Here is a 25,797-nt window from a genome sequence, read left to right as displayed (position 1 = left end):
GGCTAAAGCCGCCCTTCTTGTAATTTAGTTAGGAACTAATCCCAGTTTAAAATTACTTTACCTGACTGACCTGAAATCATCATATCAAAGCCAGCTTGGAAGTCATCCACAGAATATTGATGTGTAATGATTGGGTTTAAATCTAGGCCAGATTGAATCAAACTTGCCATTTTGTACCACGTTTCGAACATTTCGCGACCGTAAATACCTTTAATCACTAAACCTTTAAAAATAACTTGGTTCCAGTCAACTGCCATATCAGATGGTGGAATACCCAGCATGGCAATTTTACCGCCGTGGTTCATATTATTAAGCATTGAATTAAACGCGCTTGGCACACCTGACATTTCAAGGCCAATATCAAAACCCTCTGTCATACCTAGCTCTTTCATTACATCTTCAAGCTTTTCATTGGCAACGTTTACAGCGCGTGAAGCCCCCATTTTACGTGCTAAATCTAGGCGGTATTCGTTTACGTCGGTAATTACAACGTGGCGAGCACCAACATGTTTTGCAACAGCTGCTGCCATAATACCAATTGGGCCTGCACCAGTGATAAGTACATCTTCGCCAACTAAGTCAAACGATAGTGCGGTATGAACTGCGTTACCAAATGGGTCGAAAATAGAAGCGAGTTCGTCAGAAATATTATCTGGAATTTTAAATGCGTTAAATGCAGGAATAACTAAATATTCGGCAAACGCACCTTCACGGTTTACACCTACACCCGTTGTATTACGGCATAAATGTACACGCCCTGCACGACAATTTCGACAATGCCCACACGTAATATGCCCTTCGCCAGATACGCGGTCGCCAACCTGAAAGCCACGAACTTCTTGGCCCATATCAACGACTTCACCAACATATTCATGGCCAACAACCATAGGCGTTGGAATGGTTTTACTTGCCCATTCGTCCCACTTGTAAATATGTACGTCGGTACCACAAATAGCTGTTTTGCGAATTTTAATCAGTAAGTCGTTATGACCTACTTCTGGCTTTGGTGCATCTGTCATCCAAATGCCCGGTTCTGCTTTTAATTTTGATAATGCTTTCATAATCCACACTCAATTAAAAAACCGAAGCGAGGCTTCGGTTTAAAATAAAATTAAATAACGCCCATTTCTTTACCAATACGGGTAAATGCATCGATAGCTGTATCGAGTTGCTCAATACTATGTGCCGCTGAAATTTGTGTACGAATACGCGCTTGCCCTTTTGGTACTACAGGGAATGAAAAACCGGTTACGTAAATGCCTTCAGCAAGTAATTTATCAGCCATTAACGAGGCTACTTTGGCATCTCCTAGCATTACGGGGATAATTGCATGATCTTTACCTGCACACGTAAAACCAGCAGCTTCCATTTGCTCACGGAAATATTTAGCATTTGACCAAAGTTTAGCGCGAAGCTCGCCGCCATTTTCAAGCATTTCAAGTACTTTAATTGATGCAGTAACAATTGAAGGCGCTAATGAGTTTGAGAACAAGTATGGGCGTGAACGCTGACGTAACCATTCAACAATTTCTTTTTTACCTGATGTATAACCACCTGAAGCACCGCCCAGCGCCTTACCTAATGTACCGGTGATAATATCTACACGGTCTAATACATTACAGTACTCAGGTGTACCCTTACCGTTTTCGCCAACAAAGCCAACTGCGTGAGAGTCATCTACCATTACAAGCGCATCATATTTATCGGCTAAGTCGCACACAGCTTCTAAATTACAAATAACGCCGTCCATAGAAAATACGCCATCGGTAGCAATTAGTTTAGTTTTAGCACCGGCTTCGTCTGCTGCAATAAGTTGCTTCTCAAGATCAGCCATGTCGTTATTTGCATAACGAAAACGTTTAGCTTTACATAAACGTACACCGTCAATAATTGATGCATGATTTAATGAATCAGAAATAATAGCGTCTTCTGCGCCTAAAATAGTTTCGAACAAACCTGTATTTGCGTCAAAACATGAAGAATATAAAATAGTATCTTCTGTTTCTAAAAACGCACTGATTTTTTGCTCTAGTGTTTTATGGATATCTTGCGTGCCACAAATAAAACGTACTGAAGCCACACCAAAACCATGATTATTTAAACCATTTTGCGCCGCTTCAATTAACTCTGGGCTATTAGCTAAACCTAAGTAGTTATTAGCACAAAAGTTGATTACTTTACCTGATGCAACTTCGATTTGAGCTTGCTGCTGGGACTTAATAATACGTTCGTTTTTATACAAACCTTCGGTTTTTACGTCTTCAATTTGCTGTTGTAACTGGCTAAAAAAAGCAGATGCTCTCATCTAGGTTCTCCATCTATTTGAACGGGTAAACAACCGCACTTTCACGGCTGTTTATTATGCGGGGTATTGTAAAAGTTTAATGGGTAAAATGCACGGTTTGCAGTTCGTCGCAAACACCCTAAGTTGGAAGGAATTCTTGCCAGTTTACAGGCGTTTATTTATGTGTTTAAAAGTGCAGGTAAACTACTTATAGAATCGATAATTAAATCAGCTTCTTGCTTAGCGCTTTCGTCAAAGCTTTGCCCTGAACGCACTAAAACACGGGTAGTGATCCCTGCTTTTTTCGCAGCCTGCATATCACTGAGTTTATCGCCCACCATAATACTGCAAGCAGGGTCGATATTATGCTCTTGTATGCCTTGTAATAACATACCTGGCGCAGGCTTTCTGCAACTGCACTCTTTCAAATATTCAGGGCCCGCTTTTTTAGGGTGATGCGGGCAAAAATACACATCGGTAACTGCAATGCTGTGGGCACTAAACTGGTCTTTCATCCACTCGGTCAGTGCTAAAAAATCAGCTTCGGTGTAATAACCTCGACCAATTCCAGATTGATTAGTGACGATTATGATTTTATAGCCTGCATCATAAAATGCTTTACAAGTGCTAAAAACACCGTCAATAAATTCAAATTTATCGCTTTGATACACATAACCATGATCAACATTTACCACGCCATCTCGATCTAAAAAAAGCGCTTTATTTTTTTGTTGTGCATTCATTACAAAGACTCTTTTTGTACAACATGGTCAAACATCGCTTTTACATCATCAACTGTAATTTGGCTCATTAAATCATCGCCTTTTACGCGTGTACCCCACGGTACTTGCTCAGCCGTTTTACCTCTTTGCTTAAACAAGTTTTGATGATAAACCTCTACCACGTAGTCTTGATATAAATAAGGACCTGTGCGTGCTGGATTTGAATGTGCATATAAACCAATAACCGGCGTACCAACTGTTACTGCCATATGCGCAGGACCCGTATCGGGCGCGAGCACTAAGCTGCCACGCTTTAACACGCACAACAACTCTTTGAGTTTTGTTTTACCGACTAAATTTAAAATAGGCGTGTTGCTGTGCTCAATAACGCTATTTGCTAGGTTAATTTCAAGCTCTGTTGGGCCACCCGTCAATACCACCTTAAAGCCTTGCTCGCTTGCATAATCAGCCAATGTGGCATAACAATCAGCGAGCCAATTACGCTGCGCTTTACTAGCTGCGGGCGATATTACTAATAGTTTATTAGTTAGGTATTCTGATGTTAATAACTCATCTGCAACCGCTTGGTCTTGCTCGGTGTATGGCATGTCCCAACTCGGTTTATAATCAGAAACACCAATGGCTTTTGCAAAACCTTTAAAGCCTTCAAGCACATGCGCCTGGGCTTGTGGGTCTATTCGTTTATTAATAAATAAGCTGTGCAATTCTTTTGAACGAGCCCTATCGAACCCTATTTTTACTTTTGCAGGAATACAACGCGCTACAAACCCAGCCCTTAATGCAACTTGCATATTAAGAAGCACATCAAATTTTTGGTTGTTGAAGCGTTGCTTTAAGCTTTTAAGCGCTGCTTTGCCTTGCTTTTTATCAAATACCACCAGCTCAACACCCGGTAAGTCAGCAAGTAACATGGCTTCTATTTTGCCAATTACCCAGGTGATTTTTGCATTCGGGTGTGCCTTTTGAATAGCTTGTACTGCACTCACAGCATGACATACGTCACCAATGGCTGAGAGTCTTAATATACAAATAGATGAATAATTAGGAGCTTGAGTCACACATTCCCTTAGGTATTAAATACAAAAGCCGATCTTAAATTATAATCACGCTATTGCAAGCACTTATCCTGCGCTTTAAAACGCGCTAATATAGACTCATTATTTAGCAATTACACAGAGCTATGTTTAAACAACACGTGCAAGGCAATCACACGCTATTAAGCCACCCTAAATACACAAGCCAAATTACCCTCGATTGGTTTGATGCAAATTATTGGCAACAACAAAATAAAATTGTGGGCGCTAAAAAAGGTCGAGCAACTGCGTGGTTTTTTAAGCAAGACGAATTAACAGCCGTACTTAGGCATTATTGGCGCGGTGGCTTAGTGGGTAAATTGCTAAGCGATCAATATTTATACCCAGGACTTGAACAAACCCGCGTATTTAAAGAGTTTAGCTTAATGAGTAAGCTTATAGAGCTTGGTTTAAACGTACCAACCCCTGTTGCAGCTAAAGTAACCCACAGCGGATTAATTTACCGTGGTGATATTATTACCGAGGCTGTTAAAGGCGCTAAAAGTGTACTCGATATATTAATTGAACGCCCATTGACTGAAGATGAGTTGGAGCGCATTGCTAAAACAATCGCGCTATTTCATTCAAAAGGTGTGTATCACGCCGATTTAAACATTAATAACATATTGTTTAATGATACTGGTGATGTGTATATTATCGACTTTGATAGAGGTGAAATAAGAGCGCCGAACCCACAGTGGCAACAAAATAATATGGCACGCCTTGAGCGCTCATTTTTAAAAGAGCAAGGTCGAAATGATGCATTTAATTGGCAAGCGAATGACTGGCAAACTCTGCATAGCAACTACTTCAAAGCGCTCGCCAATATCAGTTAACCTAATATCAGTTAACCTAATATCAGTTAACTTAGTTAGCCAAAGCTAAATACTGCAGAGCAACCTGCTCTGCCTGTACTTGTTTTAGAATATCTGCGTTTTCTACATTTGGCTTATCTGCTAGCACCTGCATAACGGCATTGGCTAATGCCTCACTTTGTTGAACGGGTACTAAATATTTACTCAGCTCGCCTGTTAATATCTCGCTTGGTCCAAATGTACAATTAGTGCTAACTACCGGAGTACCCACCGCTAAAGCCTCAATTAATACCGTTGGCAGCCCTTCAAAATCAGAGCTCAAAACTAAAGCTTTGGCATGCTTAATCCAGTTGTATGGGTTTTGTTGAAATCCAGGCACTACTAACTGTTTATCTATGCCATATTGCTGTGCAAGCTTTAACGCTTTTGCAGGTTTATTACATAAAAGGACTAACTTGTATTTTTTATCAAGCTTTGCAAATGCTGCAAATAATATATCGTGACGTTTTTGTTTGGCGAGCCTTCCTACATGAATTAAGTAAGGCTCATTTGGGATGTCGTTATTTTTCTCATTTGCTTGTTGGTTTATTTTTTCAAAATCGAACGGGTTATAAATAGTCGCGATTGCACTTGGGTTAATTAAATCCCCTTGTGTTATTTCTTTTTCAACACCCTTTGATACGCAAATAAGTGATTTACCATTTAAGTTTTGCTTACTTTTTTTAAGGTATAAATATGAAAATGGACCTAACTTTTTTTGACGGGCAAGTTCTGAATTGACGGAGTTATGAATAACAAAGTGAACATTTTTGATATTACTACGTGCAAGTAAATTATTACTTCTATCAAGGTTAGAAAGCACTAGGTCAATATTGCCAATCTCGCTTTGTTTTTTTTCAAACCACGCTTCTAATCGCAAAATACTATTTTTTCGCTGCCAGAATCTATCTACTTTAGATGCTCTATCAGGAAAAAGGCTGTCAACTTTAACTATATCAGGAATGTCATACTCAGCGTTGCTCGCAAGAGATAATATAGTGACATTGTGCTGTAGTTTCGCCATTTTATCAGCCAAAGTAAGCATTACTTTTTCAGCACCACCACCTACTAGTGAATCAATTACAATCACTATATTCATAAGCGATCTCCTACAAGCATATTTTTTATACCGGTAGTGATCACGTCGAAGCTATGTGTACTATCGAGTTGCTTATACTTACCAATAAATTCACTATAAAAAGGCTCGGTAATAACTTGAGCTATTTTCGTTGTAATTTCATCAATATCAAGATTCGCTTTTATTACAACACCTGCATTAACGCAATGATCCAAACGTGTATTTTGATCTTTTGAGATAGCACATGCCACAACAGGGGTTTGAACTGCAATTGCTTGCAATAAAGTATCTCCACCACTAAGTAATGCGACTTTAGCTTGGCTCATTAATGCCAAAAATTCGGTTCCTTGCAGGCTTGATAAACAAGTAACCTCATCACTTTTAGGAATTGCTTTATTATAATTTGCACCAAACACAACAACTGCTTTTAACCCAGTATGCTTAGTAATTTTAAGCGCGGCTTTAAAGTAAACCTCAGCACAATTAAGATTATTTAATATATGCCCGCCAGAACCCGCATTAACAATAAAATAGCCATCAGATACTAAGTTATAGCGATTTAAAACATCACGTTTTTGCTCACAAGAAGCAAATGCAACAAAAGGGCCTACATTACGAGGGGGTGCCAAGGGAAACATGTCTAACTTCGCACTTTCAGCCCATGTAAGTGGCTCAATACAATAATCAGGCTGTACAACCCAATGTGTATCAATTAAATTAATCCTGTTTAGCTTCAATCCCTTAGCGCGTTTTTTTGCATGCTGAGAAATAAATATAACTTTAGCGCCTACTTTTTTAGCCGCTTTCATATGCCCTGCACGTCCTGCACAATCAAAAACAACGACGTCAGGTTTAAATTGCTCTATAAAGTCGCAAACAGAATCAAGCTCTTTAGTCGCTGAGTGTTCAAGCAATGTGGCTTCAAAAGGACACTTTTTTGCGTAGCTTGTATGCTTGTTTAGTATGAAGTGAATATCGAGAGAATCAGTAAGTTCTACCTTTAAACTTTGAGCCAACAACAACGAGCGCATATATTCACCAATGCCTTCTGGTGATGATACGGGAATAAATAAAAGTCGTTTGTTGCTCATTACATTCTCAATTTCCTATTTGAACTCCAGTATACCAATCAGATACTTATTACGATAGCTAGGTTACATTTTAATATATTAAATTAGCTCTATAAATTTGATTATTTACTGCAATAACAAGCTTAGGTTGATAAACTTAGCCGCAATCTAAATCACAAGGATCTGAACTTTGCGAAACAGAATTTTTCTACTTTCTACTCTTTTTTGCGCTATGAGCGCGTCAGTTAATGCTGAACCATGGGTAAAACCCGATGATTACGGTCTTAGAGCTGATATTCAACAATTAGCTGATGCCGGTGTTATTTTAGCTCCTGTAACTACCTATCCGCTTATGTGGAAAAGTTTTATAAGTGATGTGCAAAGCATGCCGCTTGAGCAATTATCTCCAAGCTTGCAAGATGCTTTACTTCGCGTTAAGCATCGATATAAATCAGAAAATAGCAGCTCGCATAGTCTTCAATTATCTGCTTTTGCAGCCACAGATCCAATCATAGCAACAAGCTTTGGTGCAACAAATACACAAGAAACAGAGCTTTCAGCAGCTTACGCTTATTTAGGCGATAACTTTGCAGCTAAAGTAGCTATAAATTACAGAAAAGACGGTAAAAAATGTTTAGTTGATGGAAAAACGACTGACGATATAGTTACCGATGAGCAAGCTTTAAACGATTGTAACGATACCTCACTTGACGATAGTTACTTAGCTTACCGTTTAGGTAACTGGATTTTTAGAGCCGGTGCTGTTGAGCAATTTTGGGGACCTGGTGTTGATAACAGCTTAATTATGTCTGGTAATGCGAAACCTTTACCTGCACTAAGTGTAACCAGAGAAAAAAGTACTGCTTTTGAAACACCATGGTTAAGCTGGATTGGTCAATGGGGCTTTACCGCACAAATGGCTAAACTTGAGTCTACACGTGTAATTCCTGATGCTTTACTTTGGAGCAGTAGATTAAATATACGCCCAATACAACAATTAGAAATTGCTGTTAGCTGGTCTGCACAATGGGCAGGAGACGGCCAACCAGGCTCTGCAGGTGATTTTATTGATGTCATAACTGGGCAAACAGCATGTATTGATGGCAATGTTAGTTGTGATAGCCAATTAGAGTCAAAAATAGGTAATCAATTAGCTGGCATAGATATTCGTTGGTCAGATACACTTTTCAACCAACCTTATGCGGTTTATGCCAGTACTATAGGTGAAGATGCTAGCTCACAGTTTAAACCCGCTGATAGAGCTTACTTATTTGGTGTACAGACAACACAACGTGTATATGATCAAAACTTATTAATAAATGTAGAGTACATAGATACAGGTGTTTCATGTCAAGCTGAATCAATAGTTGAAAATTGTTACTATGAGCATTCAGATTACAAATCGGGTTACCGTTACCATGGACGCACTATTGGTTCGACGTATGATAATGATGCGCAATCAGTTGTCCTAACACTACTTGGTCAGCTTTCTAATGGTGATGATTGGCAGTTTAAATTACGCAGTGTTGATTACAATAGTGACAATAGCGATTGGTACCCTAGCAATCCAGATTTAGGAAATACAATTACTAAAACAGGCTTTAATAGTAAGCAATTAGAGCTTCGTTATAGAATGCTTTCTATGGGAGGGCGAGTCACTTTAGGTGCTTTTGCATCTAACAATGACGGTGCTGAAAACGATACATCAGCATTTGCTAAGTATGAATTAAATTTTTAGTAAGTTACTTTATTAAAAATAAAAAGGGATGAAAACACTGTTTTCATCCCTTTTTTGTATTTTTAGTAACTTAAATCAGTAATTATACCAATTGCATTAAATTAGTGTTCTATTATAGCGATAAGAAAACAGCTCAATAACAAGGCTAAAATTATGATACATAGTTGTTCTATATAAATAATTTCTAACGTAGTTAGTGAGTTATTTAATACGCTAGAATGCTCATGCTTTTAATAAAATTGGTATTACTGTTTAATTTTACTAATTACTTTTGATGTTGAGCACCCATCTAAAAATTCAAGCACTTCAACTTTTCCGCCATGGCGAAGTACATGCTCAGCACCCGCTATTTGATCTACAGTGTAGTCGCCACCTTTAACTAAAATATCAGGACTTATTTGCTCAATTAATTTAGCGGGAGTATCGTTTTCATCTAAACTTCCAAACGGAATAACCCAATCAACTGATGAAAGTGCGCTAAGTACCATCGCACGCTCATCTAGCGGGTTAATAGGGCGTTCTGCCCCTTTTAAACGCGTAATAGATTCATCATTATTTAATCCAACAACGAGTCTATCGCCTCGTGCTTTAGCTTGCGCTAAATAACGTACATGCCCAGCATGCAAAATATCAAAACAGCCATTAGTGAATACAATGGTTTCGCCGTTTTGTTTTGCAAATTCAATATGCTGAAGTACATCATCAAATGGTGTTTGGTAATGCTCACCCGTAGTATGTAAATAGTGACCAAGCTTGCGGCTTAGCTCTTCTGGCGAGACAGTTGCAGCCCCAAACTTACTCACAACGATACCTGCGGCTAAATTAGCAATTTCGACAGCATCTTTAGGTTCCATGCCCGCACCAAGCATAACCGCGAGTGTAGCTATAACCGTATCACCGGCCCCGGTTACATCGCTTACTTCAAGCTCTTGCGCTGCAAAATCAAATTTTTCATCTGCACTAATAAGCGACATACCTTGCTCAGAACGCGTAAGCAACATAGCTTTAATGCCATTTTTGCTAATTAAATCACGCGCACTTGCGGCTAAAGCCTCTTCTGAATCGGTTTGACCACCCGCTAACTTAAACTCATGTAAGTTAGGTGTAATGTAATCAGCACCTTCATATAAATGTAAATCTGGCGATTTAGGGTCGATTAAAACCGTTTTTCCGGCGCCCTTCGCAAGGCTTACCATTTCTTTAATTAAACTCAAAGATCCTTTGCTGTAATCAGAAAACACAATAAAGTCGTATTCATCAAGTACAAGCTCTAAGCGGTTTAATAAAAGCTGGCTGTGTTGCTCAGTAAACGTTTCTTCTAAATCAAGACGAACCAGTTGTTGATGGCGGCTAATAACACGCATTTTTGAAATAGTCGGTAAATCACATACACTGACTAATTGTGAGCTTATTTTTTCACCTTTTAGGATGGTCTCTAAAATCTGCCCGCTTTCGTCCTCACCAATTAAACCCAATAAGCCAACTTTTGCATCTAAACGCGCTATATTTTTTGCAACGTTAGCTGCGCCACCGGCTTTGTCTTCAAATTTACTTACTTTAACAACTGGTACTGGCGCTTCTGGCGAAATGCGACCTGTATCACCATACCAATAGCGGTCTAGCATTACATCGCCAACAACTAATATTCGTGCCGCTGATAAGTTTTTTAATAACGATAAATCCATTACTGCTGCTCCGCAACAACCATATCCATGGCTTCACATAACCAGTGACCTATAAACATGTGAGCTTCTTGAATACGTGCTGTTTCGTCATTTTTTATAATAATAGGTAACTTAGCAATGTCTTTTACTTTACCGCCATCACGCCCAGTTAATGCAACAGTAAAAGCGCCTAGTTTATTTGCAGCCTCTAATGCTAAATTAATATTGTTACTAGTACCTGATGTGGTTAAACCAATAACTAAATCTTCTGGCTTGCATAGCGCTTGAACTTGGCGTTCAAACACCGTATCAAAGTGATAATCGTTGCTGTGCGCTGTTAAAATTGAGGTATCAGTGGTCAATGCCATTGAGGCAAGCGGACCTCGTTCTAATTTATAACGCACTACAAATTCTGCAGCTAAATGCTGTGCATCTGCTGCACTACCACCGTTACCAAACCAAACAATCTTGCCACCAGCTTGTAATGCACTATGGCATGCTTCTAACAATTGCATAGATTCTTGATGATAAGCCTCCATCGTTTCAAATAATGCCTGATGACGGTTTAATGTTTCAACGTAGCTAGTTGCCACTGAATCGATAATTGACATGAAAAAATTCCTCTTGGAACTGAAATGGCAGGAAAAATTAAATTCATTATTCCATAATTTTATTTAATTGTGTGTATTTTATCGGGTTATAACTGAACCCAGACCATATTTTATAACGAGTCTGTTTAGAAAACGGCTATTTCACGGTAAACTAACGCCACTTCCCTTTAAGAAAGATCAGTATGGCACGCATTTTTTACTCATTCGCATTAATTATTATTAGCCCACTGATTGTATTTTATCTCTATATTTTACGAGGTAAAAAAAACCAAGGCTATCGTGCACACTTTAAAGAGCGCTTTGGGTTTGTCAGTAAGTCTTTGTTTACGGTTAAAACTAAACCTTTAGTTTTTCATTGTGCTTCTGTTGGTGAGGTACTTGCCGCAACGCCACTTATTAAAGCTTTGCAAAAAGTGCATCCAAATTTAAATATACTTATAACCTGTAATACTCCAACAGGCAGAGAGCAAATACTTAGCCAGTTTAAAAATACTGTAGCGTGTAGCTATTTACCAATCGATTTCCCGTTTGCAACGGCTCGATTTTTAAAGCGTATAAAGCCACAAGCATTATGTATTTTAGAAACCGAGCTATGGCCAAATTTAATGGCGATAAGCCACAAAAAAAACATACCAGTACTTGTCATCAATGCAAGACTCTCTGAAAAGTCACAGCAGGGCTATCAAAAGGTCGCTAAATTAACGCATATTATTATGCGCTCAATTACGGTACTTGCGAGTCACAATAAAACAGATGCTACACGCTTTATTGAACTTGGTCTTGAAGCTTCAAAAAGCCATGTAACAGGCTCAATAAAATTTGATATAACACCAAGTGAAGAGCAACTAGCTAAAGTACTCAACCTTAAACAGCTTTATAGTAGTAATGAACGATTTGTATGGGTGGCAGGCTCAACACACCCTGTTGAGCATGAGCTGGTACTTTCAGCCCATCAAGAGTTACTAAAAAAGCAACCGAACGCATTACTTATAATTGCCCCGCGCCATCCAGAGCAATTTGACAAAGTGGCAGAGCTTTTAACGCAAAGCCCACTTAGCTTTAGCCGTCGTAGCCAAAATAACTATAATAATGAGCAAATACTCCTTGCTGATACGCTTGGTGAATTACAGTGTTTATATGGCGCTGCAAATGTGAGCTTTATTGGTGGCAGCTTAATTCGCAGAGGTGGGCATAACCCACTGGAATCAGCAGCGTTTTCGGTAGGTGTAATAACAGGTCCACACACATACAATTTTGACCATGTTTATCCCGAGCTAATAAAGCTCAAAGGTGCTGTAGTGGTTGATAGTAACGACGAACTCGCAAAGCAGCTTATAACGTTTAGCCAAAACACAAAAGCATGCCAAACCTTAGGTATTAAAGCTGCGCAATGCGTAACTAAAAACCAAGGTGCTATACAAAAAACACTTACCATTATTAATCAATATTTAGAGCCAAAACCGTGACCAACATAGCTATAAGCCAAACCCGCGAATGGGTGTCATCTGTTATTGTTAAATATAACTTTTGCCCGTTTGCTCGAAAAGAAGTAGAAAATAACTGTATTCATTACATAGTAAGCTCAGCAACGAGTATGGATGATGCTGTAATGGATATGCTTGAGCAATGTGTTGAGCTTGACCGTGAACCAGAGCGCGAAACAACCCTTATCATGTTTGACAACGGCTTTAGTGACTTTGAAGACTTTTTAGACTTGGTCGATTTAGCTAATGCACTTTTAGTCGCGCAAGGCTTTGAAGGTAAGTATCAAATCGCTAATTTTCATCCTGACTACGTATTTGCTGACAGTGATGAAACCGATGCCGCAAACTACACAAATAGAGCGCCCTTTCCTACATTGCATTTAATCCGCGAAGCAAGTATGAGCGAAGCACTTGATAGTTATAACGAGCCTGAATCTATTCCTGAGCATAATATAAATCTAGCAAGGCGTAAGGGGATTGATTTTTGGCAGCAGTTATTTGAAGGCTGTAAAAAACCGAGCGCTTAAATGCTCGGTTTTATTTTGGTTTGTGCAGAACAAGACAATAACAAACGCTTATTTTTTAACCCAGTTACCATTTACTTCAACGTAATGACCACTTTGGGTTTTTTCAATTGTTTTAGCAGCAGCAAGTGCTTCTACTTGTGAAAGCGACAAGTTATTCTTTTTAGCGAGCTTTAAGTACTGCGCTTTACGCTTTGCATTTATGTCATCAACAACGGCTTTTGCCTCTGCGTTTTGTACAACAAGTCCTAAATAACCAGAGCTATCTTCACCTACTAGACCTTGGTTTTTAGCGTCATCAAGGCTAATAGCCCACGCAGAGAAAGACATACATACTGCACTAACTAACGTAATAATATTTAATTTTTTCTTCGTATTCATGTTCTAGCTCCTCAAAATAACTCACTGTCGTCACTAAATAAATTGTCGAGTTCTTTATCTACTTTTACGCGAATTTCGTGATCGACCTTCACATTTAAATTAATAGTAATGGGCTCTTTAGCAGACACCTCAACACGATGCGTGCAAGCACTGAGTGCACTAATAGCACTCAGCGCGAGCAGTACTTTTATCAATAACGACTGTCTCATTATTAGTTTCCTTTTTGTGAGTATTGTTGCTCAACTTTTTGTGTAATTTCGTCACTTAAACGCAGTGCACGCAAAAGTGTAAATACGTTTTCTTCGTGGTTATAATTAAAGTTAACCTGCTGCTGCTCTGCTTTATTATAGCCTTGCAAATTAACCCCTAGTTTTAACCAACCATCATTTTTTAGTGCCACACTGCTATTAAGTTTTTGAATATCTAAATTAGTTAATAGCCCTAACACAGGTTGTAACTCTTGCTGTTGCTGCATTACTGAATCAAAAGCGGCATTATTGGTAATTTTTAAATTACCTGTTCCTTGGCTAAATAAGCTACCGTCAATTATTTCAATTTTTCCACTATCAAAGTGAACCGGTAAAGACCCCGCCAAGCGTCCCGTTAATACAATGCCCGACTTATCGTCGAGTGTAACAAGTTTGCTTGCATCAATATTTTCAAACTTAACATTAGCAACTTGGTTTGGCTTCCCTACTGTGTAGCTATCTAATGAAAACTCACCACCAAACACACTTCCTTTTACATCATTTATAAGCGCGGTATTACTACTCACTTGCCACTGCCCTTCAACCGCTTTAACTACGGCACCCGCCCTAAGCTCATTTAAATTAAAGGTAGTTGGTTTTACATTAAGCTTACCTGAATTATATTCCCCGCTAAATGTACTGCTTAAATCGCTCGCAAGGTAATCGTTATACAATGCACTTGTATGACTAATCCCTATATTGAACAGTGCATTTTGTAAGTTTATATCGCCACTAATATAGCCATTAAATTCGCCCTCTGTTAACTGTGCAAGTGGCTCAAATTGACTAATAAACGCATTTAACGACAGCGCACTTTGTTCAGGAATAACCACTTCAAATGGATGAGCTTGCGACGACATATGATGATTTATCACTAACTCAACATTATTTATAAATGCGTGATGCGTGGCTTTTAGTGCACGGCTTTGCAAGCCCGTAGACTCTACTTTTATATTATTAAGTTTTATGTCGGGGCTATTAACAGCCTTTATATTCGTTTTTGCTGTTAGATCAGCAAATAACTCACCTACGCCTAAATTAGCATTTGCTGTTAATGTGTTACTTATATCTGTGACTTTAAATTCTTTATATTCTGCGCTTTTTAATTGCTGAGTTAACGCTACCTCTGCGTTTAACTGTTTATCCATTTTTGCTATTAAATCACCTTGGTATTGCACTGCACTTATATCAAACGCATCTACACTATTAAGCGTTAATTTAGCATTTATAAGCCCAATTGGTTTTGAGTCTATAAACTCACTTATATTAAAGTGACCACTAAGGCTAAGCCCATCCGCTGTTGCAGGTGCAAACTCAGGTAAATTTTCAAGCATAACGGCGTAATCGCCTTTAATCGCAGCGCCAGATAACTGAGCATTAACGTTAATATTATTTATATCGGGTGTATTTATTTGAGCTGATAAAGTTGACTGTAAGTCTTTAAATGGAGGTGTAATATTTAGTGTTGTATCTGTTATTAAAATATCAAATTGCTTATCGCCCACGCTTACCAAATTAATTGCAGGTACCCTCAACTCACTAGCCTCTAAGCGAATTGATTGAGGGAGTTTAAGTTGCCAATTTAAAGGAACTTGTTTGCTAATAAAGCCTGCATATTCACTTGGTGGAATTAACTCAGTACAGCTTGGTGTTAAATTAATTTTGTTATTAACCAAATCGGTATTAAACATTAACGCTTGGCTATTTAAATTAAAACGCGTCGCCAATTTACCAGTGGTTAATACGTTAACTTTGCACTGCTCATACGTGTGAGCAAACTGGGAGCTAATATCGCCATTTAACTCAAGTTCTATACCATCAAAGCTAAATGCTTGCTGAGTATTAAAGTTAAAATCTGCTATTAATGTATTTTTAGTGTTTATAACGTGCTTTAAAAAAGTGTCATTAATTTCAAACTGACCCCTTACTTTATTAGCAGTCAAAATTGCACTTGCGTTTATATCACCTGAGACATTAAATTTATTTAGTTCGGGTTCTAATATGCTTATTTTAAGTGGCTTATTGAGCTCATCACTTTTTACTACAAGCTGTTTAATATTGATTAATGGGCGATTTAAGGGAAGTGCTAAATCGAGATTTTTAGCAAGCTGATTAGCATTATCACTTTTAGGGAGTGGATTAACTGTTAGCACTGCATTTTCAATATCTACACGCTTTGTATTTGCAGTAATACCAGTAAGTTGTAATTGTTGATTTTGATAATTTAAACACACTTTATCAGCATGAATATTTAAGCTAGACGTGATTGAAAAATCAAGGCAGTTTAATGTGACACCCGCTTTTTCGAGCTCAGGCGCTATAACCCACTGTAATAAAGGCAAGCGAAATACATAACCAAGCAGTAAGGTACTTAGTAATACAGCTCCAACAATTAAACCAATTCGCTTAAACATACTATCCTTAAATGCTTTGTGCTTTTAGCTATACTAATACCAACCTGCATAAATCTTTGATCAATTTAACGAATTAAATTGCACTATAACGTCGTTAAAAGTTTTTTATTTAGAACAACTAGATATAAAAACTTTTGCCTAGTTCTAGCGTAATTTTTTTAACGTTAAATAGACCCCATATATAAGCAGATTGGTATAATCAAAAAAGGCTGCACAATGCAGCCTTTTTTATTTTACAGTAAGATTATGAATCTAACTTGTATAAACGTAAATATAATTAACCTACGTTTTTACGTGCATTACGGAACATACGCATCCACGGGCTATCCTCGAGCCACTCATCTGGGTGCCAAGAATTGGCAACGCTTCTGAATACACGTTCTGGATGCGGCATCATTACAGTGGCACGACCATCAGTTGACGTAATACCGGTAATACCTTCTGGAGAACCATTAGGATTCGCTGGGTACTGCGTTGTAGGGTTACCGTAGTTATCTACAAATTTAACCGCTACAGTGCCGCTATCAAGCGCCGCTTTAGTGGCTGCATCGTTTGCAAACTCAGCATGACCTTCACCATGAGAAACCGCTATAGGCATACGCGAGCCAGCCATTCCGTTAAAGAACACAGACGGATTCTCTTGTATTTCTACTAAACTAAAGCGTGCTTCAAAACGTTCTGATTTATTAGTTACAAAGCGCGGCCAATGTTCAGTACCAGGGATCAACTCTTTTAACGTTGATAACATTTGGCAACCGTTACATACACCTAAGCTAAAGGTATCTTCACGGTGGAAGAAGTTTTGGAACTGATCGCGTGCCATGTCGTTAAACAAAATAGACTTAGCCCAACCTTCACCCGCACCAAGTACGTCACCGTATGAGAAACCACCACAGGCCACTAAACCTTTAAATTGCTCTAGTGTTAAACGACCTTCTAAAATGTCGCTCATGTGTACATCAACGGCTGCAAAACCTGCGCGATTAAATGCTGCCGCCATTTCTAAATGAGAGTTAACACCCTGCTCACGTAAAATAGCCATTTGCGGTTTAGCACCGGTTGCAATGTATGGCGCTGCTATATCTTCGTTTAAATCAAAGTTAAGTTTTACGTTTAAACCTGGATCTTTTGCATCAAATTTAGCATCAAACTCTTGCTTAGCACACTCAGGGTTATCACGGCGCGCTTGCATTTGATACGTTGTTTCAGCCCAAATAGTACGAAGCTCAGTACGCGTATGATTAAGTACCGTATTTTCGCCACGGTTAAATATAATCGTATCATCACTGTTAAGCGTGCCAATGTTGTGACTAATGGCTGCTATACCATGTTGTTCAAACACCACATTTACTGCATCTAAATCAGCATTAGCAACTTGAATTACCGCACCTAGCTCTTCGTTATAAAGCGCTTCAATGTCTGAACCTGTTAAAGCTGCTAAATCAACAGTTACACCGGTATGACCCGTAAACGCCATTTCAGCTACTGTGGTAAATAAACCACCATCTGAGCGGTCATGATAAGCAAGTAACTTACTATCAGCCACAAGTGCTTGCATTGCGTTATAGAAGCCTTTTAATAACTCAGGGCTATCAACATCAGGGGTTACATCACCTAATTGCTTATAAACTTGTGCAAGGCTTGATGCGCCCATGCGGTTTTTACCCGCACCTAAATCAACTAATATAAGCGATGTATCGCCTTTATCTGTGCGCAGTTGTGGCGTTACTGTTTTACGTACGTCGTCAACACGACCAAACGCAGTTATAACCAGTGAAAGCGGCGATGTTACTGACTTCTCTTGTGAGTCACCTTCATCTTTCCATGTCGTTTTCATCGACATAGAATCTTTACCTACAGGAATCGTTAAACCAAGCGCAGGACAAAGCTCTTCGCCTACGGCTTTAACAGCTTCATATAAACCAGCATCTTCACCTGGGTGACCCGTTGCTGCCATCCAGTTTGCCGATAACTTAATGTTTTCAAGGCTACCAATATTTGCACAAGCAATATTAGTTAACGACTCTGCCACAGCTAAACGAGCAGATGCACCGTAATTAAGTAATGCAGCCGGAGTACGCTCACCGAGTGACATAGCTTCACCGTGGTAAGTGTCATACGTTGCCGCAGTTACAGCACAGTTAGCAACAGGTACTTGCCAAGGACCAACCATTTGGTCGCGCGCCACCAAACCAGTAACTGAGCGATCGCCGATTGTTATTAAGAATGTTTTTTCTGCAATGGTTGGTAAACGCATTAAGCGCTGCGCTGCATCTGCTGCATTTATTGATGTGATATCAAGCGCTTTGCCAACAACTTGCTTTGACGTTACATCGCGGTGCATTTTAGGTGCTTTACCTAATAATACATCCAGCGGCAAATCAACAGGGTTATTTTCAAAGTGGCTGTCTGACACCGTTAAGTGAGGTTCAGCTGTTGCTTCACCAATAACAGCGTACTGGGCACGTTCGCGCTTACAAATTGCTTCAAAGCGGTCAAAGTCCTCTACGCCAACAGCGAGTACATAACGCTCTTGTGATTCATTACACCAAATTTCGTGTGGTGCCATGCCTGGCTCATCGTTAGGGATGCTACGTAATTGGAACTTACCACCACGTCCGCCATCATTAACAAGCTCAGGAAACGCGTTAGATAAACCGCCGGCACCTACATCATGGATAAACGCGATTGGGTTTTCATCACCTAGCTGCCAACATTTATCGATAACTTCTTGGCAACGACGTTCCATTTCTGGGTTTTCGCGCTGTACTGAAGCAAAGTCTAAATCTTCGTTTGACTGACCTGAGGCCATACTTGATGCAGCACCACCGCCTAAACCAATGTTCATTGCAGGCCCGCCTAGCGCAATTAATTTAGCGCCTACAGGAATATCACCTTTTTGAACATGATCAGAGCGAATATTACCTAAACCACCGGCAAGCATAATTGGTTTATGGTAACCACGTACTTCTTCACCGTTATGGCTTGTTACTTTTTCTTCGTAAGTACGGAAGTAGCCTAATAAGTTAGGACGACCAAACTCATTATTAAATGCAGCGCCACCTAGTGGACCTTCTGTCATTATATCAAGTGCGTTTACAATACGACCCGGCTTACCAAAATCGCTTTCCCACGGTTGCTCATAACCTGGAATACGTAAATTTGATACAGTAAAGCCAACTAACCCTGCTTTTGGCTTAGAGCCACGACCAGTTGCGCCTTCATCGCGAATCTCACCACCAGAACCTGTAGCAGCACCTGAGAATGGCGCAATAGCTGTTGGGTGGTTATGAGTTTCAACTTTCATTAGTATTTCAATGTCTTCTTGATGATACGCATATTCACCTTGCGCATTTGGGAAGAAGCGACCCGCTTTTGAGCCTTTCATTACTGCCGCGTTATCTTTATACGCCGACAATACATTTTCAGGATTTAGCTCAAACGTATTTTTAATCATTTTAAACAGCGATTTTGGCTGCTCTTTACCATCGATTGTCCAGTCAGCATTAAATATTTTATGGCGACAATGCTCTGAGTTCGCTTGTGCAAACATAAACAATTCGATGTCGTTAGGGTTACGTCCTAACTTTGTAAAATTTTCTACTAAGTAGTCTATTTCGTCATCAGCAAGCGCAAAGCCTTGCTCAACATTGGCTGTTGCTAGTGCTTCGCGTCCACCACCTAAAATATCGACAGACGACATTTGGCGTGGGGCATCACTGCGAAACAGCTGAGCCGCATCTTCAAGTTCATTGTGTGTGGCTTCAGTCATGCGGTCGTGCAATAACGCAGTTACTTGTGCAAGTTGTTCTGCGTTTAAATCACCTTCAACATAATAAGCAATACCGCGTTCAACACGGTGAACCTGCTTTAAACCACAGTTGTGGGCGATGTCGGTAGCTTTAGATGCCCAAGGTGAAATGGTACCTGGGCGAGGTGTAACAAGTACAAGTTTGCCAGCTGGGGTATGCTCAGCAATAGTTGGACCGTAAGTTAATAGTTTTTCAAGCTTGGTTTGCTCAGAGCTACTCAACGGCGATGTTAAATCGGCAAAGTGAGCATACTCGGCGTATACGTTAGTGACTGGAAGTTGCGATTGTTGGCAACGCGCTAAAATTTTATTAACTCTGAACTCTGAAAGTGCTGGTGCACCACGAAGGATCAACATAGGTAATTTCATCCGGGGTTAGGGATTGAACGATATTTTAGGCACGCATTATAGTCCAATTAGCATTCAGATTTAACTCAAAATTACGCTTTTCATAAAATTAACTTTTTAGCTTTATTTATAGCCTCTTTTGGTTAATAAAATAAAAGGTAAAGTGACGCGATGGCTTAGTTTTGCTATAACGGTGGCTGGCGAGCTTAAGGGGCACTCAATGTTCAAAGAAAAACTAATAATAATCATTACTTTAGTTATGCTGTTATGTGCATGTGATATGCAAGAGCAGCCAACCCAACTCGCCCAAATAAAAGAACAAAACAAAATACGTGTGGGTACACTTGCAAGTGCTAGTAATTATTATCAAGCCGTTCAAGGTGAACAAGGCTTTGAATATGAGCTATCTCAAGCATTTGCTGAATATCTAGGTGTAGAGCTTGAAATAGTGCCATTTTTTAACTTATCCGATATGTTTGAACGCCTGGAAAGCGGCGATTTAGATTTAATTGCCTCAGGACTTACCTATAATAAAACCCGTGCAGAGCAATACCGTTATGGACCAACTTACAGAACAATCAGCCAAAAGTTAGTTTATAAGCAAGGACGTGTTCGCCCTCGAGAGTTTGCCGACTTAGATGGCAACTTTACTGTTATCGCTAAAAGTAGTCATTCGCTTACTCTGCAAAAAATGAAAAAAAACAATCCAGATCTTACTTGGATAGAAAGCGAAGAGTTTGATGAAGAAGAGCTACTTCAAGCAGTTATTGATGGCGAGATTGATTACACACTCGCTGATACACATACCCTATCGCTGTTTCGACGTTATCATCCAAATTTAAGTATCGGTTTTTCTGTTAGTCATAACGACCCGATTGCATGGATACTTAATAAATCAAAAGATGATTCTTTATACTCCTTATTAGTGCCATTTTTTGGCGATATAAAACAGAGTAATCAGCTCTACGTACTTGAAGAAAAATACTTTGGCCACGTGCGCCAATTTAACTATGTAAATACCCTTGCTTATATCGAAGCTATCAAAGAAACCTTACCAACATACCAACCATGGTTTGAACAATATGCTGGTAGCCTTGATTGGCGTTTATTAGCGGCACTTAGCTATCAAGAATCTATGTGGAATCCTCGCGCTAAATCGCCGACAGGCGTTCGCGGTATTATGATGCTAACCCGCAGTACAGCAAAACAAGTAGGTGTTACCAACCGCTTAGAGCCAGAGCAAAATATTCGCGGTGGTGGTAAGTATTTAAGTAAACTGATTAAGCGTATTCCTGATAGAATTCCTCAACCTGATAGAACATGGCTTGCACTAGCGGCTTACAATGTAGGTTGGGGGCACGTTAACGACGCGCGTATAATTACCGAGCAGCAAGGCGCAAGCCCTGATAAATGGGCTGATGTAAAAAAACGCTTACCGCTGTTAATTAAAAAGCGCTATTACCGTAAAACTCGCTATGGTTATGCGCGTGGCGATGTAGCGGTTAAATATGTTGATAATATTCGTCGCTATTACGATGCACTTGTTTGGCTAGATGAGAATAATGCTATTGCTGTAGAGTCTGAGCCAGAACCAATCACAGAGCAGAGCACTGATACCGAGCCAAACTTAAATGAAGAAAGTGACGATAAAAGTAACAAAGATGAAGCGCAAACAGAAAAACAACAGCCTATAATTGAGCCCGAACTACCAAGTGAAAACAATAACTAAGATTTATATAGGTATCAGTTTTTTGAGCAAACCAGTAAGCAAAATTTAAGTAAATTAAATATCTGTTTACTTGTCATCAAATGATCACTAATGTGTATTACTTGTATATTATTATTTTATAAGATATACCCTGCGCCTTTCTCACTCTTGCATTAGGAGAAAACATGCTAAAACGTAGACGCACACAAAAATTAAAACGCAATGTGATTTATTCAACAGCCACACGTCGTCGTGTTATGCTAAGAAAACTGCACAAAAAAATCATCTGGCGCCGCCGAATGTTTGCTATGCAGCAAATGGCTGAAACAGAAATAGAGCCAATCGCTAGTTAACTCTAGCTAGGTTTATTTATTTGTTCATCACGAGCAGCTTTCTTAGCTGCTTTAATTTGCGCTCTTCTACGCTTAAAAAAATTCGAAATAGTATCACCGCATTGCTGTGCCAAAACACCACCGCACACCTCAACTTGATGATTTAACCTCGGCTCTTGTAATAAGTTCATAATTGAACCTGCAGACCCTGTTTTAGCATCGAGGGCACCAAATACTAAACGCTTTATTCTGCTATGCACCAACAGTCCTGCACACATAGAGCAAGGCTCTAACGTTACATATAGTGTGCAATCAATTAAGCGGTAATTATTAAGTACTTTTCCAGCTTCTCGCACTGCAATCATTTCCGCATGGGCTGATGGGTCGTTATCCGTTATTGAGCGGTTGTACCCCACTGAAATTAGCTGGTTATCTTTGACTACAATTGCTCCAACCGGAATTTCATCAAGCAACTCTGCTTGCTTTGCATACAAAAGCGCTTGCTCCATCCAGTAGGAATCATTAAATGGCTCGTTCATTCTTTCTACTTAAATAACTTTTTATGCTGTAATTATACCTAGTTAGCACTCTAAAGTGCGTCATTCACTACTTTATTGCAAAAATAAAACGATATTTACCTGTTTGTAATGGCTCACTAGTGTGGATTTACGCTATAATCTCACGCTTTTTTTATTTAGCTCACAACACGGGTAGCAAATGAAATTTCCTGGACGCCGCAGGCATAAACATTATTTTCCAGTGGAAGCCAAAGATCCACTTACTAATCAACTTAACGCAACAGAGCGATTACAACGTAGTTATATTACGGGTATCGATCAGATCGTTGTTGATATAGAGGCAAAAGTTGATCAAGCTTTCCTTGACGAATTTCAACTACGTAGAGGTATGTCACAAGTTATTGATAGCGACATAACGAACGCCTTATACGATCGTTTAAAATTAAACGATATGGTTGATTTTGAGTTTGCCGGTGGGACCATTGGTAACACTATGCACAACTACTCTGTACTTGCAGATGATCGCTCAGTTTTATTAGGCGTAATGAGCGAAAATATAAAAATAGGTAGCTATGCTTACCGCTTTTTATGTAATACCTCAAGCCGTGTAGATTTAAACTATCTCCAACCAGTAGATGGGCCTATAGGTCGTTGTTTTACATTAATTGATGAAACCGGTGAGCGTACTTTTGCGATAAGTGCGGGCCTAATGAATCACTTACGTCCTGAATCTATCGATAAAAACCTTATTGAAAATTCATCAGCATTAGTGATCAGTGCCTACCTCATGCGTACGCAAGGTAGTGAAACGATGACTGAAGCGACTATGCAAGCGGTAAAATACGCTAATGATGCAGGTGTGCCAGTTGTTCTTACACTCGGAACTAAATTCTTAATTGAACAAGACCCGACCTGGTGGGCAAACTTTGTTGAAAAGCATGTTGATATTCTTGCTATGAACGAAGAAGAAGGGTTAGCTATTACAGGTTTTGAAGACCCTCTTCTAGCTGCCGATAAAGCACTTGATTGGGTAGATTTGGTAATTTGCACCGCTGGCGAAAAAGGCTTATTTATGGCCGGCTACGTAGACGAAAGCTTAAAGCGTGAAACCGAATATCCGTTATTACCAGGCGCCATACCTGATTTTAATCGATACGAATTTTCACGTGCTATGCGTAAAACCGAGTGTGATGAGCCTATCAGAGCATATAGCCATACAGCCCCATTTATGGGTGGACCTGATTCAATCAAAAACACCAATGGTGCAGGCGATTGTGCTTTAGCGGCTTTGCTACATGACTTATCAGCAAATGTTTATCATAAACTTAATGTGGCAAACTCTGCTAAGCATCAGCAACAAGCTATTACTTACTCGTCACTATCGCAAATTAGTAAATATGCTAACCGAGCTAGTTATGAAGTGTTAGTTCAGCACTCTCCTCGTTTATCTCGCGGTTTACCAGAACGCGAAGACTGCTTAGAACAGGTTTATTGGGAACAATAATAACGGTGGGAGCAATCATTGCTCCCTATCAACTTCCTAAAAAATAGAAATATCGAGCTTTTTAGATAGCAGTTCCAACGCTGCAATTCCTGCAACCGAATTACCAAACGAATTAAGTCCCGGAGAATAAACAGCTACCGTAAACTTATTTGGTAACACGGCTAAAATAGTCCCTGACACTCCCGATTTACCTGGCATACCTACTCTGTAACCAAAATCCCCCGCAGCATCGTATAAGCCACTGGTAAATAATAGCGAATTAAGCTGCTTATTTTGACGGCTACTTAAAACACGATCGCCCGATCGATTATCAACACCTTTATTTGCTAAAAAATTATAAGCTTTGGCTAATTCAATACAGTTGAGCTCAATAGAACAAAAGTTAAAGTAAGACCATAGAACATCATCGACTTCATTTTCAAAATTACCAAACGACTTCATTAAATGTGCCATAGCAGCATTACGATGCCTAAATTCATACTCAGAATTAGCGACTTTTTTATCAATCACTATCCCTCTATTACCAGCTAACAACCTAAAGGTCTCGAGCATAGAGTGCATTGGTGCAGATAAGCGGCTGTATAACGCATCACACGTTACAATTGCGCCTGCATTTATGAAAGGGTTACGAGGAATCCCTTTTTCAAACTCAAGCTGTGTAAGCGAATTAAAGGCAGTACCTGAAGGCTCCTTTCCAACTCGATGCCAAAGTTCATCACCATAACGTTGCAGTGCCATAGTAAGTGTCATAACTTTTGAAACAGACTGAATGGTAAAACGTTGAGAGCAATCCCCCGCACATACAGTCTTACCATCAGTTGTATAAATAGCGATAGAAAATTGCTCAGGATCGACCTCTGCAAGGGCCGGTATATAATCAGCTACTGTTCCTTGTGATAATAAAGGGCGTACTTCATGTGCTATTTCATCAAGCACCTTTTGGTAATCAGCTGTAGGCAAACTAGACCTCTATATCATCATTCATAAAAATTGGATTTTAGCACGCGCGAATAGACGCAACTAGTTTTGTTGTTGAATTTAAAGGGGGGATGTTTTTCTTAATTTAAAAAAGCAAAAAACCCGTCACATTACTGTAACGGGTTTCTCTTAATTAAATCCTGGTAATGTCCTACTTTCACATAGCAAATGCTACACTATCATCGGCGCTGTTTCGTTTCACTACTGAGTTCGGCATGGGATCAGGTGGGTCCAAAACGCTATTGTCACCAAGAAAATTCTTTTCAATTTTCTTATTTTAATTATTAAGGTTAAAGTCCTTCGACTGAATTTGAAGCCTGGTAATGTCCTACTTTCACATAGCAAATGCTACACTATCATCGGCGCTGTTTCGTTTCACTACTGAGTTCGGCATGGAGTCAGGTGGGTCCAAAACGCTATTGTCACCAAGCA

At 39.5% G+C, this 25,797-nt stretch carries 21 protein-coding genes and 2 rRNA genes; 7 read left to right on the top strand and 16 right to left on the bottom strand.

The genetic code is table 11. From position 1 onward, the window contains the following. Nucleotides 1–35: 35 nt before the first annotated feature. From tdh to H5159_RS11620, 4 genes are all read right to left on the bottom strand, one after another. Complete coding sequence (gene tdh, locus H5159_RS11635) at nt 36–1,061, bottom strand: L-threonine 3-dehydrogenase (RefSeq protein WP_024595694.1); 1,026 nt, start codon at nt 1,059–1,061, stop codon at nt 36–38. Nucleotides 1,062–1,111: 50 nt separating this feature from the next. Next, nucleotides 1,112–2,305: a glycine C-acetyltransferase gene (locus H5159_RS11630; protein ID WP_002961055.1), complete on the bottom strand. Its 1,194-nt coding sequence runs from the start codon at nt 2,303–2,305 to the stop codon at nt 1,112–1,114. A 158-nt stretch (nt 2,306–2,463) separates the two neighbouring features. Continuing rightward, entirely contained in the window at nt 2,464–3,027 is a 564-nt protein-coding gene (gene gmhB, locus H5159_RS11625) for a D-glycero-beta-D-manno-heptose 1,7-bisphosphate 7-phosphatase (protein ID WP_182768990.1), read from the bottom strand. Beyond that, on the bottom strand, nt 3,027–4,085 hold the full coding sequence (locus tag H5159_RS11620; RefSeq protein WP_182780321.1) for a glycosyltransferase family 9 protein: 1,059 nt from the start codon (nt 4,083–4,085) through the stop codon (nt 3,027–3,029). The genes gmhB and H5159_RS11620 overlap by 1 nt, the downstream gene beginning before the upstream one ends. A 122-nt stretch (nt 4,086–4,207) precedes the next feature. On the opposite strand from H5159_RS11620, the gene H5159_RS11615 reads away from it, so the two are divergent. Beyond that, nucleotides 4,208–4,936 (top strand): 3-deoxy-D-manno-octulosonic acid kinase, encoded by a 729-nt coding sequence (locus H5159_RS11615; RefSeq protein WP_182780320.1) that lies wholly within the window; start codon nt 4,208–4,210, stop codon nt 4,934–4,936. 31 nt (nt 4,937–4,967) lie between these two features. On the opposite strand, the gene H5159_RS11610 is transcribed toward H5159_RS11615, so the two are convergent. Then, nucleotides 4,968–6,053 (bottom strand): glycosyltransferase, encoded by a 1,086-nt coding sequence (locus tag H5159_RS11610; RefSeq protein WP_024604043.1) that lies wholly within the window; start codon nt 6,051–6,053, stop codon nt 4,968–4,970. Next, nucleotides 6,050–7,123: a glycosyltransferase gene (locus H5159_RS11605; RefSeq protein WP_182780319.1), complete on the bottom strand. Its 1,074-nt coding sequence runs from the start codon at nt 7,121–7,123 to the stop codon at nt 6,050–6,052. Before H5159_RS11605 ends, H5159_RS11610 begins: the two co-directional genes overlap by 4 nt. Before the next feature lie 211 nt (nt 7,124–7,334). Between H5159_RS11605 and H5159_RS11600 the strand changes: the two genes are divergently transcribed. After that, on the top strand, nt 7,335–8,840 hold the full coding sequence (locus H5159_RS11600; RefSeq protein ID WP_182737870.1) for a capsule assembly Wzi family protein: 1,506 nt from the start codon (nt 7,335–7,337) through the stop codon (nt 8,838–8,840). Nucleotides 8,841–9,085: 245 nt separating this feature from the next. Here H5159_RS11600 and hldE read toward each other — a convergent pair whose 3' ends face one another. Both hldE and H5159_RS11590 read right to left on the bottom strand, forming a co-directional pair. After that, complete coding sequence (hldE, locus tag H5159_RS11595) at nt 9,086–10,525, bottom strand: bifunctional D-glycero-beta-D-manno-heptose-7-phosphate kinase/D-glycero-beta-D-manno-heptose 1-phosphate adenylyltransferase HldE (RefSeq protein WP_182780318.1); 1,440 nt, start codon at nt 10,523–10,525, stop codon at nt 9,086–9,088. Further along, entirely contained in the window at nt 10,525–11,115 is a 591-nt protein-coding gene (locus H5159_RS11590) for an SIS domain-containing protein (protein WP_002961065.1), read from the bottom strand. The genes hldE and H5159_RS11590 overlap by 1 nt, the downstream gene beginning before the upstream one ends. A 182-nt stretch (nt 11,116–11,297) precedes the next feature. On the opposite strand from H5159_RS11590, the gene waaA reads away from it, so the two are divergent. Continuing rightward, nucleotides 11,298–12,581, top strand: coding sequence for a lipid IV(A) 3-deoxy-D-manno-octulosonic acid transferase (gene waaA, locus H5159_RS11585; RefSeq protein WP_182780317.1), 1,284 nt, complete (start codon nt 11,298–11,300; stop codon nt 12,579–12,581). Continuing rightward, nucleotides 12,578–13,126 carry a DUF1415 domain-containing protein gene (locus H5159_RS11580; protein WP_182780316.1) on the top strand — a complete coding sequence of 183 codons (549 nt, stop codon included), beginning with the start codon at nt 12,578–12,580 and terminating at the stop codon, nt 13,124–13,126. The genes waaA and H5159_RS11580 overlap by 4 nt, the downstream gene beginning before the upstream one ends. Nucleotides 13,127–13,174: 48 nt before the next feature. Here H5159_RS11580 and H5159_RS11575 read toward each other — a convergent pair whose 3' ends face one another. The 4 genes from H5159_RS11575 to purL all read right to left on the bottom strand — a co-directional run bounded on the left by H5159_RS11575 (nt 13,175) and on the right by purL (nt 20,334). Continuing rightward, nucleotides 13,175–13,504, bottom strand: coding sequence for a YdbL family protein (locus tag H5159_RS11575; protein WP_002961068.1), 330 nt, complete (start codon nt 13,502–13,504; stop codon nt 13,175–13,177). Nucleotides 13,505–13,515: 11 nt separating this feature from the next. After that, entirely contained in the window at nt 13,516–13,713 is a 198-nt protein-coding gene (locus H5159_RS11570; RefSeq protein WP_007378800.1) for a YnbE family lipoprotein, read from the bottom strand. A gap of 2 nt (nt 13,714–13,715) precedes the next feature. Next, complete coding sequence (locus H5159_RS11565) at nt 13,716–16,166, bottom strand: YdbH domain-containing protein (protein WP_182780315.1); 2,451 nt, start codon at nt 16,164–16,166, stop codon at nt 13,716–13,718. A 277-nt stretch (nt 16,167–16,443) separates the two neighbouring features. After that, a complete protein-coding gene (gene purL / locus H5159_RS11560) occupies nt 16,444–20,334 on the bottom strand; it encodes a phosphoribosylformylglycinamidine synthase (RefSeq protein ID WP_182780314.1) in 3,891 nt (1,296 codons plus the stop codon). Between the two features lie 211 nt (nt 20,335–20,545). Here purL and mltF point away from each other — a divergent pair, with 211 nt between their 5' ends. Together mltF and H5159_RS11550 are read left to right on the top strand one after the other, a co-directional pair. Beyond that, the gene (mltF, locus tag H5159_RS11555; protein WP_182696573.1) at nt 20,546–22,054 is read left to right on the top strand and encodes a membrane-bound lytic murein transglycosylase MltF; all 1,509 of its coding nucleotides are present in this window, start codon (nt 20,546–20,548) and stop codon (nt 22,052–22,054) included. A gap of 164 nt (nt 22,055–22,218) precedes the next feature. After that, complete coding sequence (locus H5159_RS11550; protein WP_002961076.1) at nt 22,219–22,386, top strand: hypothetical protein; 168 nt, start codon at nt 22,219–22,221, stop codon at nt 22,384–22,386. Between the two features lie 2 nt (nt 22,387–22,388). Here H5159_RS11550 and tadA read toward each other — a convergent pair whose 3' ends face one another. Beyond that, entirely contained in the window at nt 22,389–22,904 is a 516-nt protein-coding gene (gene tadA, locus H5159_RS11545) for a tRNA adenosine(34) deaminase TadA (protein ID WP_002961078.1), read from the bottom strand. A gap of 178 nt (nt 22,905–23,082) precedes the next feature. Between tadA and H5159_RS11540 the strand changes: the two genes are divergently transcribed. Beyond that, nucleotides 23,083–24,387 (top strand): inosine/guanosine kinase, encoded by a 1,305-nt coding sequence (locus H5159_RS11540; RefSeq protein ID WP_182734196.1) that lies wholly within the window; start codon nt 23,083–23,085, stop codon nt 24,385–24,387. 36 nt (nt 24,388–24,423) lie between these two features. Here the strand turns inward: H5159_RS11540 and glsB are convergent, their stop codons facing one another. From glsB to rrf (H5159_RS11525), 3 genes are all read right to left on the bottom strand, one after another. Continuing rightward, a complete protein-coding gene (gene glsB, locus H5159_RS11535; protein ID WP_024597412.1) occupies nt 24,424–25,347 on the bottom strand; it encodes a glutaminase B in 924 nt (307 codons plus the stop codon). 156 nt (nt 25,348–25,503) lie between these two features. Further along, a 5S ribosomal RNA gene (gene rrf / locus H5159_RS11530) occupies nt 25,504–25,618 on the bottom strand. A gap of 62 nt (nt 25,619–25,680) precedes the next feature. Next, a 5S ribosomal RNA gene (gene rrf, locus H5159_RS11525) occupies nt 25,681–25,795 on the bottom strand. Between the last annotated feature and the right edge of the window lie 2 nt (nt 25,796–25,797).

This window comes from Pseudoalteromonas sp. SG43-1 (assembly GCF_014164415.1).
GTDB lineage: Bacteria > Pseudomonadota > Gammaproteobacteria > Enterobacterales > Alteromonadaceae > Pseudoalteromonas > Pseudoalteromonas distincta.
Note: the sequence above shows the minus strand (reverse complement) of the source record. Positions and strands in the feature narration are given on the sequence as shown.